Origin of the sequence: Noviherbaspirillum sp. ST9 (assembly GCF_048799745.1) — a bacterium.
In the GTDB taxonomy this organism is placed as follows: Bacteria; Pseudomonadota; Gammaproteobacteria; order Burkholderiales; family Burkholderiaceae_D; genus Noviherbaspirillum.
The window spans coordinates 107965-122845 of sequence record NZ_JBLWFR010000008.1; the positions used below are offsets into that span (position 1 = coordinate 107965).

A 14881-nucleotide genomic window follows, 5' to 3' on the forward strand; every position below is an offset into this window, starting at 1 on the left:
ATCATTTCGGGTTGTAGGGCCAGGGAAGGAAAATAATGATGAGTTGGAAGCTGCTTTTTAACTGGCGCTTGCAGGCCGCTTTGATGTCGGCGGGCTTCATGCTTGCGAGCGCGACGCGCCTTGCCGGCGCCGCCACCGATCTTTCAGACGTCCCCTTGGCGAACGCATCGTCTGTCACGGTTCTCCCCAATATCGCGTTCGTCCTGGACGACTCCGGCTCGATGTCGGACGAGAATATGCCGAATGATGGCGATACCAACCTGGGTCGCAATTGCTACGGCTGGTACCGCTACAATACGCTGGCTTATAACCCGGCACAGCTCTATCGGCCTCCAATGAAGTCCGATGGCACCCGATATCCGAATGCTGTGTTTACAAGCGCACTGAAGGATGGATATTTTGGTGAAAGCGAAAAGCAGTTCGACAATACGAAGAACAGTACAGTAAACCTGTCCACGCCCGGCAACGCATTCCCGACGACTGCCGTCATCGCATTCGAACCGTTCGGAAAGAAGTCGAGTTACTACGTGACCTCGATCAAGGTAAAGCTGCTGGACGGGACCTCAATTGAACTGATGAAAACGAGTCCGGCGCCGAGCGATGCGACGGGCAATGTCGACACGCTGGGCAGCAAGGTCCGTGACAGCATCAATGAGTTGAAAGGCGCGACGGGTTTCAGCGCGACCTATAACAGCGCGACCGACGAACTCATCCTGTTTGCACCAACCTCGCAGGCAGGACTGACGAGCACACCCACCATTACGCGCGTGAACAAGGGCAGCGATGATCGCAGTGTCACCATCACGCCATTCACCAGCATCTACTATGCAACGCACAAGACGACTCCCGGCAGCACTGCATGCGATAGCAATGCAAGCTATGCCACAGCACTGTCGCCTTCGCAGATTGCGGCACCAGGTGTTGCAACCGGCAGCGCCGACGCGCTGACCAACTTCGCCAACTGGTACTCCTACTACCGCAAACGCGCCTACCTGATGAAGGCGGGTGTTGGCGAGGCATTTTCGAAGTTGGAGAATGGAAAGTTCAGGGTAGGTCTCTTCTTCATCAATGGATTCCGCTCGAAACCGAGCAACAGCAATTTGCAGATCGACGCGTATGCCGGAGATCACCGGGCCACCTGGTTCAGCCGGCTCTATGGCGCGCACGAAGGGGGAACCACGCCGCTGCGAGGGGCGCTTTCGAGGATGGGGCAGATGTATGCGGGGAAGATCGGCGGATGGGATCCCGTCCAGTACTCTTGTCAGCGTAACTACACCATCCTGTCGACTGACGGCTACTGGAACGAGTATGACGAGAGCTCGGCGTTCGGGCCGTTGAAATCGGATGGGGCCACAGAAGTGGGCGACCAGGATGGCACCTCAGACAGCCGACCATCAAAGGACGACCTGAAGGCGCCGAACACGCTTGCGGACGTCGCCTATTACTACTATCACAATGACTTGCGACCCGGCGCATGCTCTGCGCCGGATGTGTGCACGAACAACGTGGCACCCTCGGGAACGAATTCGAACGTCGATGACGTTGCCACGCACCAGCATATGACCACGTTTACGCTCGGGCTCGGTGTCAGCGGCAGCCTTTCTTACACAAGCGGATACAAGACCTCCGCATTCGGGGATTACTTCGCCATCAAGGAGGGCAGCAAGTCATGGCCCCATCCAAACGACAACGTCAATGACAGCGCACATCGCATCGACGATCTTTGGCATGCTGCCGTCAATGGCCGGGGCACATACTTCAGCGCAAAGGATCCGGTATCGCTGGCGAATTCGCTCGCGTCGTCGCTCAATGCGATCGAGGCGGTATCGGGCAGCGGCGCCGCTGCAGCGACGAGCAACTTGCAGCCGACGACCGGGGATCAGTCCATCTATATTGCGAATTACCGTTCGGTGCACTGGGATGGCGATATCAGCTCTTATACCGTCAACCTGTTGGACGGCAAGATCTCTTCGGAAGTGAATTGGGAGGCGGGAACGCTGCTGGCCTCGACGATCAAGTCGCCGGGAAATGCCGACACGCGGACGATCTATACCTCCGATGGAACAACCAGGACCTTGTTCAAGGAGGGGACTGGAGGCTTGACCACGGCCCAGCTGGCATTTTTCAACAATGCGAAGCTGAGCCAGTTTGCCGAGTGGAGCGACGACCGGAAATCGACGGCGACATCCGCCCTCCTGGTGAACTATCTGCGCGGCCATTACATGCATGAGGACCAGGACGGTAATGCAGAGAATAACCGCCTCTACCGCGACCGCCAGAAGGTACTCGGAGACATCATTCACTCCCAGCCAGTTTATGTGAAGGCCCCACCGCATGACTTCAAGGACGACGGTTATTTCGAGTTCAAGTCCGACTTGAAGGATCGCACGGAGACCCTGTATGTCGCCGCCAACGATGGCATGCTGCACGCGTTCAACGCGACAACGGGCGAGGAACGATGGGCATACGTTCCACCTATTGTCATTCCCGAGATGTGGCAGCTGGCGGACAAGACTTATAGCGCGAACCATCGATTCTTTCTTGATGGTCCGATCACGATCAGTGATGCGAAGATTGGCGGTAGCTGGAAAACGATACTTGTTGGCGCGCTCGGTAAGGGAGGACGCGGGTACTACGCGCTGGATATCACCAATCCGTCGGATCCAAAGCCGCTGTGGAGCTTCGCTCCTACGGCCACCGAAAATCACAACATCGGCTATTCCTACGGTACGCCATTCATTACCAAGCTGAACGATGATGCAAAGACGTGGGTGGCGGTGCTGACGTCCGGCTACAACAACATTCCAGAAGGCGGCAAGTACATGTCGGCAGACGGGAAGGGATATGTCTTCGTCGTCAACCTCGCTACCGGAAGCCTCATCCGATCGACTTCAACGAATGAGGGCTCGGTTGCCAGCCCCAGCGGACTTGCACGCATCAATGTGGAAGTCGAGGACTTCTCGAGGGACAACACCGCCGTTGCCGCGTACGGCGGTGATCTTTACGGGAACATGTGGCGGTTTGACCTCGCGACCGGTGCAGTACGAAAGGTGGCTGTCCTCGGCAGCAGCAAGCCAGTCACGGCAGGCCCCGAGATTGGTGATATCGACGGAAAGAAAGTCATCTTCTTTGGCACGGGGCGTTACCTCGGCACGACGGACCTTTCAAAATCCGCAAGTGCCGACACGCAATCGATTTACGGAATCAGGGACGACGGGACCACTACGGTATCCGGTACCTCCGGCCTCGTGCAGCAGACGGTTTCGACAGGCGGGACGACCCGGAATATCAGCACGTCGTCGGTGGATTGGAACAGCGGGCACGGATGGTTCTTCAACCTGCCGGAGGCCGGGGAGCGCGTCGCGATCGAGCCGCAGCTTTACTTTGGTACGCTGGTCGTGGCCAGTATCGTTCCGGAGGCGACAGAATGCCAGCCGGGCGGCCATAGCTGGCTTTATCAGGTCGATTACCGCACCGGGGGAAATGTGACAAGCGAAAAGCCGGCTGCAAGTTTTCAGGGGGCGCCAATTGTCGGCGTCACTGTGTCGAAGTTGCCGGGTGGGTCAGCGATTATTTATCCTGTTCCCGCAGATGGACGGAAGCCGCTTCCGGTCGAAATGAACCTGCCGCCTTCGGGAAGCACCGGTGGCTCCAAGCGGGTGCTCTGGCGTGTATTGAGTGACTGAGCAGGTGAAGCGTACAACGTGGAAATCGTCATGGATAAGCTGCGCGGCCCTGGCGGCAGCGTTGACGGTGCATGCTGCTTCCATTCACTTCTTGACGCACAGTTCCGCTGGTCGACCCGTTTCGGGGCCTGCGGCGTCAAATGCCGTAATGAAGGTTGTACGCGTCGACGCGCGGCCAGTAGCGCAGAGCAGCGCTGAGGCGCAGTTGGCGCGCCAGCCATTAATAGAAAATCCTGCCACCGGGCCGCAGCGGGAATTGCCGCAGGAAGCACAAGGGCTCGTCGTGGCGCAGCCGGCAGGACCACGTTACTTTCGCCTGAGCGAACTGACGCAACACCCATCCGTCAAGCAGGATGCGTTGACCGGCCTCGTATTGCATCATCCCGGATTGCCGCCGCAACCCGTGATCCTGCGTCTTTTGATCAGCGACGAAGGCAAGGTCGACCGGGTCCTCGTGGAGAATTCCTTCGTCGGCGCCGACGTCGAGCGCCAGGTAAATGAGGCTCTGTCCCGCGTCATGTTCGAGCCGGGGAAAATCGGTCGGATTGCCGTTCGCAGCCAGTTACGGGTCCAGGCGAGGCTGGAACCGGTTGTGCACAAAACCCTCTAGAACGGCGGACTGAACGACGTCAGACCTTTTGCCCCGCGGCCGCCAATTTGTCCAGTTGCTCGATGACCTTTTCGGCAGACTCGCTGCTGTTCGAAATGAGTACTGCCCGCTCGATCGCATCGTCCCTGCTGTTTTTCGAATAGAAGTTCAGCAGGTAATCCGCATTCTCCGTTCCCGGAACCCCGAGACCGCCGTCCTTCGATAGCTTGCGTACGTACCACACCGCATAACCGTTCGACTCTTCGCAGCAATACACCTCGGCCGAGTGGTACGGGCCGAGCGGATGTTCGTCCGGGTCGGTGTGCCAGATCACTTTTCGCCACAAGTGATTCTTCTTGGTCTCGGCGATGGTATGCATGGAAAGCTCCTTGGTATCTTGGTGAGTCTAGCCAATTCGGCGGCGGCTAGATTGGACTGCGGTCAATTCTCTTCGTCAGGATGATGGACGTCGAAGTCTGCCGTACGCCGTCGGTTGCGCCGATCTGGTCAAGCATGCGGTCGAGTTCGCCCGTCGACTGGCAGCGTAGCGTCAGCATGTAATCCACTGGCCCGCTGACGGCGCAGAGCGTTTCCACCTGCGGCATTTTGTCCAGCACCTTGACCAGCGCCGACGCCTTGCGCGGATCGACGGCGATGCCGACATAGGCACGTACCGCCGGCTGGTAGAGCTCTTGGTTCAGGCGCACGCCGTAGCCGGCGATGATGCCGCGCTTTTCAAGGTTGCCGATGCGCGCGATCGCCGTGGTGCGGGCAATGTCCACGCGCTTGGCAATGGTCGCCACCGGCATGCGGGCGTCATCCATCAGCAAGGCGAGGATCTGGTTGTCGATGTCATCCAGCTCGGGCTTCATTTCGTGCGATCTGTCCTGTTGTTTCGACGATTTGTCGTGCAATCATACACTTTGACGACGCTTTGCTCTCTATTTTCTGACAGCAAGCGGACTTAGACTTTTTGCATCGTCACACTACAACACGAGAGCAAGAAAAATGAAGACCAAACTGATCCTCCTCGGCGCCGGCAAGATCGGCGACGCCATCCTGAACCTGCTGTCCCATACCGGCGACTTCAAGATCACGGTTGCGGACCGCGACGCGCACCGCCTCTCGCATGTAGCCGCCATGCAGTTCCCGGATGTGACGACTGTGCATACGGACATTTCCGACCATTCGACGGTCGTCGGTCTCATCGACGGCCATGATGTCACGCTGTCCGCCTGCCCGTATTTCCTGACGCCGGTCATTGCCGGGGCAGCAAAGAAAGCGGGCTCGCACTACTTCGACCTGACCGAGGACGTGGAAAGCACACGCATCGTCAAGCAGCTAGCGGAGGACGCCGCTACGGCCTTCGTCCCGCAGTGCGGACTCGCGCCCGGCTTCATTTCGATTGTCGCCAACGATCTGGCCGGTCGTTTCGACAAGCTGCGCGACGTCCACATGCGCGTGGGCGCATTGCCGACGTTTCCGAGCAATGCCCTGAAGTACAACCTCACCTGGAGCACCGACGGCCTCATAAACGAGTACTGCAATCCCTGCGAAGCGATCGTCGACGGGCAGCTGCGTGAAGTGTCGCCCCTGGAGGAGGTGGAGCATTTCTCGCTCGACGGGATCGACTATGAGGCCTTCAATACTTCCGGCGGTCTCGGCACCCTGTGCGAAAGCCTGGCCGGCAAGGTGCAGAACCTGAATTACAAGACCGTGCGCTATCCGGGACACAGGGATATCATCAAGATGCTGGTGCGTGACCTGCAGCTCGGCCTGCTCGACCGCCGCCCGATCCTGAAGGAAGTGCTGGAGTCCTCGATTCCGATCACGAAACAGGATGTGGTGCTCGTCTTTTCCAGCGTATGCGGCATGCGGGAAGGCCGGCTGGAGCAGGAGACCTACGCGAAGAAGATCTACAGCCAGCACGTTAACGGCCACTTGCTGTCGGCCATTCAGGTGACGACCGCCGCGGGCATTTGCACGATGGTGGACCTGGTAACGCAGGGCAAGCTGCCGAAAAAAGGACTGATCAGGCAGGAGCAGGCGAAGCTGGACGACTTCCTGTCCAACCGCTTCGGCCGCTTCTACGCCGCTTGAACAAAGGAAAACAAGGATGGAGACCGTACAGAACCTGTTGGCTGCGATGGGCGCGGACCTGTCGCGCTACCGTGGCAGCGATATTCACAGCAGGACCCCGATCACCGGCGAGACGCTTGCGGCGTTGCACGCCGATACGCCAGCGGCGGTGGCGGAAAAGATCGCGCGCGCTGACGCCGCCTTCCTCGCATGGCGCAATGTGCCGGCACCGAGGCGAGGAGAATTGATCCGCCTGTTCGGCGAAGAACTGCGTACGCACAAGGAGGCACTCGGCCGGCTGGTCACATTTGAGGCGGGCAAGATCCTGCAGGAAGGACTGGGCGAAGTGCAGGAAATGATCGACATCTGCGACTTTGCAGTCGGGCTGTCGCGCCAGTTGTACGGACTGACGATCGCGTCGGAACGTCCTGGCCATCGCATGATGGAAACCTGGCATCCGCTTGGCGTGGTCGGCGTCATCTCGGCCTTCAATTTCCCGGTCGCGGTCTGGTCGTGGAATGCCGCGCTGGCTTTCGTCTGCGGCAACAGCGTCGTGTGGAAGCCGTCGGAGAAGACGCCTCTCACTGCGCTCGCCGTGCAAGCGCTGTTTGAAAAGGCGGTAGCGAACTTCGGCAGTGATGCGCCTGCGGGATTGTCGGAACTGATTATCGGCGGACAGGAATGCGGACAATTGCTGGCCGATGATCCACGCGTGCCTTTGATCAGCGCCACCGGCAGCACGCGCATGGGCCGTGCTGTCGCGCAGGCCTGTGCGCAGCGCTTGGCGCGTACCATCCTCGAACTCGGCGGCAACAACGCCATGATCGTCGCACCGAGCGCTGATCTCGAACTGGCGACGCGCGCCATCGTGTTCTCCGCAGTCGGAACGGCAGGACAGCGCTGCACTACGTTGCGCCGGTTGTTCGTGCATGAAAGCATCAGCGATGCGCTTCTCCCGCGTCTCAAGAAAGTGTATGCCTCCCTGCCTGTCGGCAATCCACTGGAGAAGGGCACGCTGGTCGGTCCGCTGATCGACGGCGGCGCGTTCGACGCCATGCAGAATGCGCTGGCGAAGGCAAAGGCGGATGGCGGCATCGTGACGGGCGGCGAACGCGTACAGCCGCCCGGTGGTGACGACGGATTCTATGTGCGTCCGGCGCTGGTCGAGATGCCCGCACAGACGCCGGTCATGCACCACGAAACCTTCGCCCCCATTCTCTACGTCGTGCGCTACCGCACGCTGGATGAGGCGATTGCCTGGAACAACGCGGTGCCGCAAGGCCTGTCGTCGAGCATCTTCACCACCGATATCCGCGAAGCAGAACGCTTCATGTCGGCCAGCGGCAGCGACTGCGGCATCGCCAATGTGAACATCGGACCGAGCGGCGCCGAGATCGGCGGGGCATTCGGCGGCGAGAAGGAAACCGGCGGCGGCCGCGAGTCCGGTTCCGATGCGTGGAAGGCCTACATGCGCCGCGCGACCAATACGGTCAACTACAGCCACGCCTTACCCCTGGCGCAGGGCATCAGCTTCGATCTCTGAACAGGTAGTTCCCGGCGTCGAAGCGGTCTTCAAACTGGCCGCTTCGGCACGCCGGCCAGTTTGCGCCGATAATAGGCGCCCTCCAATTAGTAACCAATAATCGATGCCTAAGCATATTCAGGGCGTAGCCGCGCTATTGATCGTCACGATCGTCTGGGGAACGACCTTTCCCGCCATGAAAGACTTGTCGGAGCATTTCTCCGCGGTCTGGATTGCCTTCCTGCGCTTTACGCTGGGCGGCGTGCTGCTGGTGCCTTTCCTCTTGCGCGGGAAGCGGGTGGATTTTGTTGCGGGTGGCATTCTCGGCCTGCTGCTGTTCGCCGCATTCATGTTCCAGGTGGAAGCGCTGGGACAGATGAGCGCCAGCCGCAATGCCTTCATCACCGGCCTGAACGTGCTCATCGTGCCGTTGCTCGGCGTGGTGGCGGGCCGCATGCCGGAAAACCGCATCATCATCGCCGTGCTGCTGTCCATGGCGGGGCTGTTCGCCATGTGCTGGGACGGCGGTTCCTGGAGTGCGGGCGATACGCTGGCGCTGGCCGGTGCGCTCTGTTTCGGTGTGTACGTGAAGCTGATGGAGGTGCTCACGCGCCGCGCGAACGACATGATGGCGCTGACAGCGGTGCAGATCATCACGGTCGCCCTGTGTGCCGCGGCATGGATCGTCATGACCGAACCGCAGACGATCGACTGGACCGACGTGGGCGACAGGATACGCGGCAATTTCTACAACCTTGTGTACCTTGGCGTATTCGCGACCGCGGCCATCATTTCGCTGCAGACCTGGGGGCAGCGCCACGCGAGCGCCAACGAAGCCGCCATCGTCTATGCGTTCGAACCCGGCTGCGCGGCGATTGCCGCCTACTTCTGGTTGTCGGAAACCATGACCCTGCGCAGCATCGCCGGCGGCCTCTTGCTAATCGCCGGCATGGTCGTCAGCCAGTGGCGTCCCACTGCGCGGACGGCGCCGGCCTGAATTGTGTAAAAGCGACGGACTCTTTTGAATTTCCGGCAAGGGTATTGGTGCGGCGTCAATGTTGGATGACAATGCGGTTGAATTAACGCCACCACTTTCCCTTCATGCCATTTTCCAGTCTCGCCAGCCTTGGACAGGAAGCGCCCCTGCGCATTCTCTTGGTCGATGCGGGGAAGAGCATGTCGATTGCGGCTGCCGGTGTAGTCCAACCCTGGCGCACCGTCGCGCGGCTGATGGGGCCGCAGTGCCTGCAGGTCGAGGTGCTGCCCATGCAGGACATCTTCGACGGGCGCGCGCCGCAGGGGCAATACCGGCACATCTCGCTGGTCGTTTCAGATGAAGAATTCGTACCGCTCGTTCCCGCCCATTTGCGTGCGCTGAGCGAATATTGCCAACCCTCGAAAGTGTGGGGCGCCGTCGGCTCCGCCGTACTCTGGCTGGTGCAGGCCGGCGCGATGGATGGCTTGCGCACCGCATTGCCATGGTCGCTGTACGGTGAGACCGACGAAGCGGCCGACCGTGCAATCCTCACACCCAACCTGTTCGAGTTCGATGGCGGGAGATTCTCCTGCTGCGGCGGCATGGCGAGCGTCGATTTCACGCTTACCCTGATCGAGGCGTTGTACGGCTCCGATGTGCAGGCTCAAGTGAAGGAAATTCTCTGCATCGATCGTGTGCGCGCACAGTCCGATCGCCAGCGCGTCGCATTGCAGGCGCGCTTCGGCGCACTGCAACCCAAGCTGTCCGAAGCCGTGGCCCTGATGGAAGCGAACATCGAAGAGCCGCTCGCCACCGACGACATCGCCAACCTCGTCGGCATCTCGCGCCGGCAGCTCGAACGCCAGTTCAAGCAATACCTCGGCAGCGTCCCGTCGCGTTACTACCTGGAGCTGCGTCTGCAGCGCGCGCGGCAGTTGCTTCTCGATACCAATCACTCGATCGTGCAAGTCGGCCTGATGTGCGGATTCTCGTCGGGCTCGCATTTCTCCACAGCCTATGGCGCGCTGTTCGGCCTCACGCCGCGCGACGAGCGCCAGCGCAAGCTGCGTCCCGCGGCTGGCTCCTCTTCCGTCATCTGATAGTTTTTTGACAATACCGCGCCGCGATTTTCTGAAATTCGGCGTCGCAGATTGAAAAGAGTTTTGCCCGCGCGCTTTCTATAATTCCATCATCAAGACAGAGGAGCATGGAATGAATTCGATTGAGCGAGTTGATATGACGGCAATTTCCCTGGCGGAACCGGTGGCGCGCCAGACCTTCGACGAAGTGATGGTGCCGACCTATGCACCGAGTTCCATGGTGCCGGTGCGCGCGCAGGGGCTCAAGTTGTGGGACCAGGCGGGCAAGCAATACCTCGACTTCACGGCAGGCATCGGCGTCACCAGCCTCGGTCACGCGCATCCCGGCATCGTTGAAGCGCTGCGCGTGCAAGCATCAAAGCTGTGGCATGTCGGCAATGGTTTTACCAACGAACCGGTGCTGAAACTGGCCCGCGCGCTCACGTCCGCCACTTTTGCGGATCGCGCCTTTTTCGCCAACTCCGGCGCGGAAGCCAATGAGGCGGCGTTCAAGCTGGCGCGCAAATATGCGCATGCGAAGTACGGCGCGCACAAGTCGCGCATCGTTTCCTGCGTCAATTCCTTCCACGGTCGCACGCTGTTCACCGTATCGGTTGGCGGCCAGCCGAAATACACTGAAGGCTTCGAGCCGCTGCCGCCGGAGCTCCAGCATATTCCCTTCAACGACATCGATGCCGCCTGTCTCGCAGTCACCGATGACGTCTGCGCGGTCGTGGTCGAACCGGTGCAGGGCGAAGGCGGCGTGCTGCCGGCCGACGTCGAGTACTTGAAAGCCTTGCGCACGCTCTGCAATGCAAAGGGCGCGCTGCTGATCTTCGACGAAGTGCAATGCGGCATGGGGCGCACCGGGAAGCTGTTCGCCTACATGGACTACGGCGTGACGCCGGACATCCTGACCTCAGCCAAGGCGCTCGGCAACGGCTATCCGGTCGGTGCGATGCTGACGACCGACGCGATTGCCAGCGCGTTTTCGGTCGGCTCGCACGGCACGACCTATGGCGGCAATCCGCTGGCTGCGGCGGTGGCGCTGGAGGTACTGCAGACCATCAACACGCCGGCCTTCCTCGACCGCGTGAACGCGGCATCGCAAAACATCATCGGCAAACTGAACGCGGTGGTGCGAGACTATCCGCAAGTGTTCGAGAAGGTACGGGGCCGCGGCTTGATGCTGGGCATGGTGCTGGCCGATGCCTGGCGCGGCAAGGCCAAGGACATCACCAAGGCTGCCGAAGCCGAGGGCCTGATGCTTCTCATCGCCGGACCCGATGTCGTGCGCCTGCTGCCGGCCCTGGTGGTGTCGGACGCACAGATCGACGAGGGCGTCACGCTCCTGCGCCGCGCGCTGGATGCCGTGCTGTCGGCGGCGAAATAATCAACGACAGGATTGGAGAACCCTATGTACGTCGTCCGGCCTGTGGAAGCAGCGGATATCCCGGCGCTCGAAGCCATGGCGAACGTGGTTACGCCAGGCGTGCACACCCTGCCGCGCACGCGCGCGACGATCGAGCGCGCCGTCGAGCGATCGGTTGCGTCGTTCACATCGCAGCCCGACGTGCCGACCGAGGAGTCCTACTTCTTCGTCCTGCAGTCGGCCGAGGATGGAACGATCGCGGGCACCGCGGCGATTGCAGCGACGGCCGGAGCCAGCGGGACCTTCTTCGCATTCCGCAACGATGTGCTGAGCCAGGTCTCGCGCGATCTCAATATCAGCCACAACGTCCATGCGCTGACGTTGTGCTCGGACCTTACCGCGTGCTCGCAACTGTCGAGCTTCTACCTGCGCAACCGCGTCGAGACGGGAGATGAGGCGGCCTTGCTGTCGCGCGCACGCCTGTTGTTCGCGGCGGTGGCACCGCATCGCTTTGGCGAGAAATTTTTTGCGTCCATGTCGGGCATTACCGATGCCAATGGTCGCTCACCCTTCTGGGAAGCGCTGGGCCGCAAGTTCTTCCAGATGGATTTTCTCGAGGCCGAGCGCATGATCGAAGGCGCGCGCAACCGTACGCTGATTGTCGAACTCATGCCGCACTATCCGGTCTACGTGCCGCTGCTGCCGGGCGATGCGCAAGCTGCGATGGGGCAGGTGCATGCGGAAGGCGAGCTGCCATTCCACATCCTGACCGACGAAGGCTTCGAGCCCGACGAGTACATCGATATCTTCGACGGCGGCCCCATTTTGCAGGCGCACAAGAATGCGTTGCGGTCCTTCTCGCAATCGACTATCCGTACTGTCGTCGCGCGAACCAATGACGATGCCCCGCCCGCAAACTTTCTCGTTGCCACGGTGCGAGAAGAGCGCTTCCGCGCCGTCATGTGCCCGGTCCCGGGGCAGTCCGACCTTGCGGCGCTGGATGCGCAAGCAATGCGCGCGCTCGATGTCGCGCCCGGCGATTCCGTACTGTGTGTGAAACTGTGAGGCCGCCGATGCTAGTCGTACGCGCAATCAGGGAAGAGGATCTGGACGGACTAGTCGCCCTGGCCGAAAAGGTCGGATCCGGCATGACGACGCTCAAGCCGGACCGCAAGTCGCTGGCGCAGCGCGTGGAAATCGCCTGCGCATCGTTTGCCGAGCAGATCGCGCCGCCGCAGCGCGACTATGTGTTCGTGATGGAAGATACCGAAGCCAGAAAGGTCGCCGGTGTCTGCGCCATCAAGAGCGCGGTCGGGCTGGAAGAGCCGTTCTACAACTACCGCATCGGCACGCTGGTCCACTCCAGCAAGGAGCTCAAGGTCTTCTCGCGCATGGACACGCTGTACCTGTCCAATGACCTGACCGGCTGCGCCGAATTGTGCTCGCTGTTCCTGCATCCGGACTATCGCCACGGCACCAACGGCAAGCTGCTGTCGAAGAGCCGGTTCATGTTCATTGCGCAGTTCCCGCACCTGTTCTCCGAGAAGCTGATCGCGGAGATGCGCGGCTTCCAGCGCGCCGACGGCCGCTCGCCGTTCTGGGACAGCCTGGGGCGTCATTTCTTCAAGATGGAATTCGACCGCGCCGACGATCTGACTTCGCTTGGCAAGAAATCGTTCATCGCGGAGCTGATGCCGCGCCACCCGCTGTATGTCGCCTACCTGCCGCAGGAAGCGCAGGAAGTGATCGGGCGCGTCCACGTCGACACCGCGCCGGCGCGCCGCCTGCTGGAGCAGGAGGGCATGTACTACGAGGGCTATGTCGACATCTTCGACGCCGGCCCGGTCATGCAGGCACGGGTGGCCGAGCTTCGCGCGCTGCGCGAGAGCGACCTTGCCATCGTCGATACCGGCCTGACGCTGGAACGCGAGGAGCCGCCCAGCCTGGTCGCGACGACGCGCATGCAGGACTTCCGCGTCATCGTCGCGCCGACCCACGCCCACCGCAGCCGCATCGCGCTGTCGATGGAACAACAGCAACTGCTGGCCTGCCGCCCCGGTGAAGCCGTGCGCGCCATGCCGCTCAACCCGAAGAAGCCGCATCATGCATAGTCATTACCTGAACGGCCGGTGGATTGCGGGCGATGGCCCCCAACTGGCCACTCATGATCCGTCCACCGGATTGCAGACCTGGAACGGCCACGCTGCCACCGCCGGGGAAGTGGACACCGCGTGCAAGGCCGCACGCACCGTATTCGAGGCGTGGGCCATGCAGCCTTTCGATACGCGCGCAGGCATTTGCCAGCGCTTCCGCGACCTGCTTAAGGAACACAGCGATGAGCTGGCGACGCTAATTTCCATGGAAGTCGGCAAGCCGCTTTGGGAAGCGCGCACCGAAGTCACGACGATGGCGAACAAGGTCGATATTTCGCTGCAATCGTATCAAGCGCGCACCGGCGAAACGCACAGCAAGGTGGCCGACGGCGATGCGGTGCTGCGGCACCGTCCGCACGGCGTGTTCGCGGTGTTCGGCCCGTACAACTTCCCCGGCCACCTGCCGAACGGCCACATCGTGCCGGCACTGATCGCGGGCAACACCATTGTGTTCAAACCCAGCGAATATGCGCCGCAAACGGCGATCAGGACAGTCGAGCTGTGGATCAAGGCAGGCCTGCCGGAAGGCGTGCTCAACCTTGTCAATGGCGCGCGCGACACTGGCGCGGCACTGGCGGCCCATCCGGACATCGACGGCATCCTTTTCACGGGCAGCTACCAGACCGGCGCGATCCTGCATCGTCAGTTCGCCGGCCAGCCGGGCAAGATGCTCGCACTGGAAATGGGCGGCAACAATGCGCTGGTGGCATGGGACGTGGGAGATATCGACGCCGCAGTGCATCACACGATCTTCTCGGCCTTTGTCAGCGCCGGACAGCGCTGCACCTGCGCGCGGAAGCTGATCGTCGAGGATTCGGAAAAGGGCAGGGCGCTGGTCGACCGTCTGGTGGAAGTCGCATCGAACATCGCCGTCGGCCGCTACGACCAGACGCCGGCGCCGTTCATGGGTCCGGTCGTCTCGGCGCAGGTCGCGCGCAAGCTGGTGCAGGCGCATGACGACCTCGTGGCGCGCGGCGGCAAGAGCCTGTTGCCGATGCGCCTGCTGCAGGAAGGCTGCGGTTTCGTGTCGCCGGGCATTGTCGATGTCACCGGCGTCTCTGGGATTCCCGACGAGGAATGGTTCGGCCCCTTGCTGCAGGTGATTCGCGTTGCGACCTTCGACGAGGCAGTGCGCGCGGCAAACGCCACGCAATACGGACTCGCGGCGGGACTGCTCAGTGACGATCCGGCGCTGTGGCAATCCTTCCTGGTTCGCGCCCGCGCCGGCATCGTCAACTGGAACCGGCCGACGACCGGCGCCGCGAGCACCGCGCCGTTCGGCGGTATCGGTAAGTCGGGCAACCACCGTCCCAGCGCCTTCTATGCCGCGGACTACTGCGCCTACCCGGTCGCATCGATCGAAAACAGCGCGCTGGAAATGCCGAAGCAGCTCTCGCCCGGCCTGGCATTCTGAAGGAAACATTC

12 protein-coding genes are annotated in these 14881 nt (G+C 61.3%); 10 read left to right on the top strand and 2 right to left on the bottom strand.

Features of this window, described 5'->3' with window-relative positions; all coding sequences use genetic code 11:
* Positions 1 to 35 precede the first annotated feature (35 nt).
* The gene (locus ACNOHI_RS19125; protein ID WP_420476293.1) at positions 36 to 3686 is read left to right on the top strand and encodes a pilus assembly protein; all 3651 of its coding nucleotides are present in this window, start codon (positions 36 to 38) and stop codon (positions 3684 to 3686) included.
* 148 nt (positions 3687 to 3834) lie between these two features.
* Positions 3835 to 4296, top strand: a complete 462-nt coding sequence (locus ACNOHI_RS19130) for a hypothetical protein (RefSeq protein WP_420476294.1) — start codon at positions 3835 to 3837, stop codon at positions 4294 to 4296.
* Positions 4297 to 4315: 19 nt separating this feature from the next.
* On the opposite strand, the gene ACNOHI_RS19135 is transcribed toward ACNOHI_RS19130, so the two are convergent.
* Together ACNOHI_RS19135 and ACNOHI_RS19140 are read right to left on the bottom strand one after the other, a co-directional pair.
* Positions 4316 to 4654, bottom strand: a complete 339-nt coding sequence (locus ACNOHI_RS19135) for a hypothetical protein (protein WP_420476295.1) — start codon at positions 4652 to 4654, stop codon at positions 4316 to 4318.
* 46 nt (positions 4655 to 4700) lie between these two features.
* Positions 4701 to 5147: an Lrp/AsnC family transcriptional regulator gene (locus ACNOHI_RS19140; protein ID WP_420476296.1), complete on the bottom strand. Its 447-nt coding sequence runs from the start codon at positions 5145 to 5147 to the stop codon at positions 4701 to 4703.
* Positions 5148 to 5283: 136 nt separating this feature from the next.
* On the opposite strand from ACNOHI_RS19140, the gene ACNOHI_RS19145 reads away from it, so the two are divergent.
* The 8 genes from ACNOHI_RS19145 to astD all read left to right on the top strand — a co-directional run bounded on the left by ACNOHI_RS19145 (position 5284) and on the right by astD (position 14870).
* The gene (locus ACNOHI_RS19145) at positions 5284 to 6375 is read left to right on the top strand and encodes a saccharopine dehydrogenase family protein (RefSeq protein ID WP_420476297.1); all 1092 of its coding nucleotides are present in this window, start codon (positions 5284 to 5286) and stop codon (positions 6373 to 6375) included.
* A 16-nt stretch (positions 6376 to 6391) separates the two neighbouring features.
* Complete coding sequence (locus tag ACNOHI_RS19150) at positions 6392 to 7897, top strand: aldehyde dehydrogenase family protein (RefSeq protein ID WP_420476298.1); 1506 nt, start codon at positions 6392 to 6394, stop codon at positions 7895 to 7897.
* A gap of 103 nt (positions 7898 to 8000) precedes the next feature.
* Entirely contained in the window at positions 8001 to 8873 is an 873-nt protein-coding gene (locus ACNOHI_RS19155; protein ID WP_420476299.1) for a DMT family transporter, read from the top strand.
* 104 nt (positions 8874 to 8977) lie between these two features.
* Positions 8978 to 9952 carry a GlxA family transcriptional regulator gene (locus ACNOHI_RS19160; protein ID WP_420476300.1) on the top strand — a complete coding sequence of 325 codons (975 nt, stop codon included), beginning with the start codon at positions 8978 to 8980 and terminating at the stop codon, positions 9950 to 9952.
* Between the two features lie 136 nt (positions 9953 to 10088).
* Positions 10089 to 11324, top strand: a complete 1236-nt coding sequence (astC, locus tag ACNOHI_RS19165; protein ID WP_420476301.1) for an acetylornithine/succinylornithine family transaminase — start codon at positions 10089 to 10091, stop codon at positions 11322 to 11324.
* Positions 11325 to 11348: 24 nt separating this feature from the next.
* Positions 11349 to 12368 carry an arginine N-succinyltransferase gene (locus ACNOHI_RS19170; RefSeq protein WP_420476302.1) on the top strand — a complete coding sequence of 340 codons (1020 nt, stop codon included), beginning with the start codon at positions 11349 to 11351 and terminating at the stop codon, positions 12366 to 12368.
* Positions 12369 to 12376: 8 nt separating this feature from the next.
* Positions 12377 to 13414 carry an arginine N-succinyltransferase gene (gene astA / locus ACNOHI_RS19175; protein WP_420476303.1) on the top strand — a complete coding sequence of 346 codons (1038 nt, stop codon included), beginning with the start codon at positions 12377 to 12379 and terminating at the stop codon, positions 13412 to 13414.
* On the top strand, positions 13407 to 14870 hold the full coding sequence (gene astD, locus ACNOHI_RS19180) for a succinylglutamate-semialdehyde dehydrogenase (protein ID WP_420476304.1): 1464 nt from the start codon (positions 13407 to 13409) through the stop codon (positions 14868 to 14870). Before astA ends, astD begins: the two co-directional genes overlap by 8 nt.
* The last annotated feature ends 11 nt before the right edge of the window (positions 14871 to 14881 follow it).

What these genes read in the sequence shown, in the direction of transcription:
- ACNOHI_RS19125 (WP_420476293.1), top strand. Translation starts at nt 36, where the DNA reads ATGATGAGTTGGAAGCTGCTTTTTAACTGGCGCTTGCAGGCCGCTTTG.
- ACNOHI_RS19130 (WP_420476294.1), top strand. Translation starts at nt 3,835, where the DNA reads ATGAAGGTTGTACGCGTCGACGCGCGGCCAGTAGCGCAGAGCAGCGCT.
- ACNOHI_RS19135 (WP_420476295.1), bottom strand. Translation starts at nt 4,654, where the DNA reads ATGCATACCATCGCCGAGACCAAGAAGAATCACTTGTGGCGAAAAGTG.
- ACNOHI_RS19140 (WP_420476296.1), bottom strand. Translation starts at nt 5,147, where the DNA reads ATGAAGCCCGAGCTGGATGACATCGACAACCAGATCCTCGCCTTGCTG.
- ACNOHI_RS19145 (WP_420476297.1), top strand. Translation starts at nt 5,284, where the DNA reads ATGAAGACCAAACTGATCCTCCTCGGCGCCGGCAAGATCGGCGACGCC.
- ACNOHI_RS19150 (WP_420476298.1), top strand. Translation starts at nt 6,392, where the DNA reads ATGGAGACCGTACAGAACCTGTTGGCTGCGATGGGCGCGGACCTGTCG.
- ACNOHI_RS19155 (WP_420476299.1), top strand. Translation starts at nt 8,001, where the DNA reads ATGCCTAAGCATATTCAGGGCGTAGCCGCGCTATTGATCGTCACGATC.
- ACNOHI_RS19160 (WP_420476300.1), top strand. Translation starts at nt 8,978, where the DNA reads ATGCCATTTTCCAGTCTCGCCAGCCTTGGACAGGAAGCGCCCCTGCGC.
- astC (WP_420476301.1), top strand. Translation starts at nt 10,089, where the DNA reads ATGACGGCAATTTCCCTGGCGGAACCGGTGGCGCGCCAGACCTTCGAC.
- ACNOHI_RS19170 (WP_420476302.1), top strand. Translation starts at nt 11,349, where the DNA reads ATGTACGTCGTCCGGCCTGTGGAAGCAGCGGATATCCCGGCGCTCGAA.
- astA (WP_420476303.1), top strand. Translation starts at nt 12,377, where the DNA reads ATGCTAGTCGTACGCGCAATCAGGGAAGAGGATCTGGACGGACTAGTC.
- astD (WP_420476304.1), top strand. Translation starts at nt 13,407, where the DNA reads ATGCATAGTCATTACCTGAACGGCCGGTGGATTGCGGGCGATGGCCCC.